Source organism: Streptomyces mutabilis (assembly GCF_014649815.1).
Taxonomy (GTDB): domain Bacteria; phylum Actinomycetota; class Actinomycetes; order Streptomycetales; family Streptomycetaceae; genus Streptomyces; species Streptomyces mutabilis.
Genome location: NZ_BMTT01000245.1, coordinates 1 through 573, shown reverse-complemented (window position 1 = coordinate 573; position 573 = coordinate 1). Strand labels below are relative to the sequence as shown.

The following is a 573-nucleotide window of genomic DNA, read 5'->3' as shown; positions in this document are numbered from 1 at the left end:
AACGCTGTTTTTGTCCAATACAAACAGGTTTTGTGTCCCAACGCACCAAACGCTTAGGTAACTTGTAACGTAACCAGTTACGCGTGGAGGCAAGGATTTTAACATCCTTACGACTTAATCCAACTTCTTCGAACAACTCACGATACATGGCTTGTTCTGGTGATTCTCCAGGATTAATTCCCCCTTGAGGAAATTGCCATGAATGTTGTCCATAGCGACGGGCCCAAAGCACTTGCCCTTGCCGATTACAAATTACAATCCCCACATTCGGGCGGTAGCCATCATCATCGATCACCAGACTACCTCAATAACCAAACTTGAAAGATAACTCATTGTTTCATACTACCCACAAACGGTAAACCACTATCAACAGACTTTGCACAACGTGAGTATTTATCTACAATGGGAATGTCTCAACGGGGTGCTTTTTTAAGCTGAGAAAAACTCGTGGAACCTGATCCAGCTAATACTGGCGTAGGGATTTGAGTCAGGATGGCGCAATAATAACTCATTTGCCTCCTCACTCCTCAGATCCTACTTGACTTTTTACTGAGGAAAATAGCGTGTTAATAA

The 573-nt window shown here is 43.1% G+C and carries 1 protein-coding gene and 1 riboswitch; the gene reads right to left on the bottom strand.

Going from position 1 to position 573, the window contains the following annotated elements:
- On the bottom strand, positions 1 to 295 hold a 295-nt coding region (locus IE142_RS40180; RefSeq protein WP_191889495.1), incomplete at its 3' end, for an RNA pyrophosphohydrolase.
- Between the two features lie 112 nt (positions 296 to 407).
- Positions 408 to 499: riboswitch (TPP riboswitch) on the top strand.
- Positions 500 to 573 lie beyond the last annotated feature (74 nt).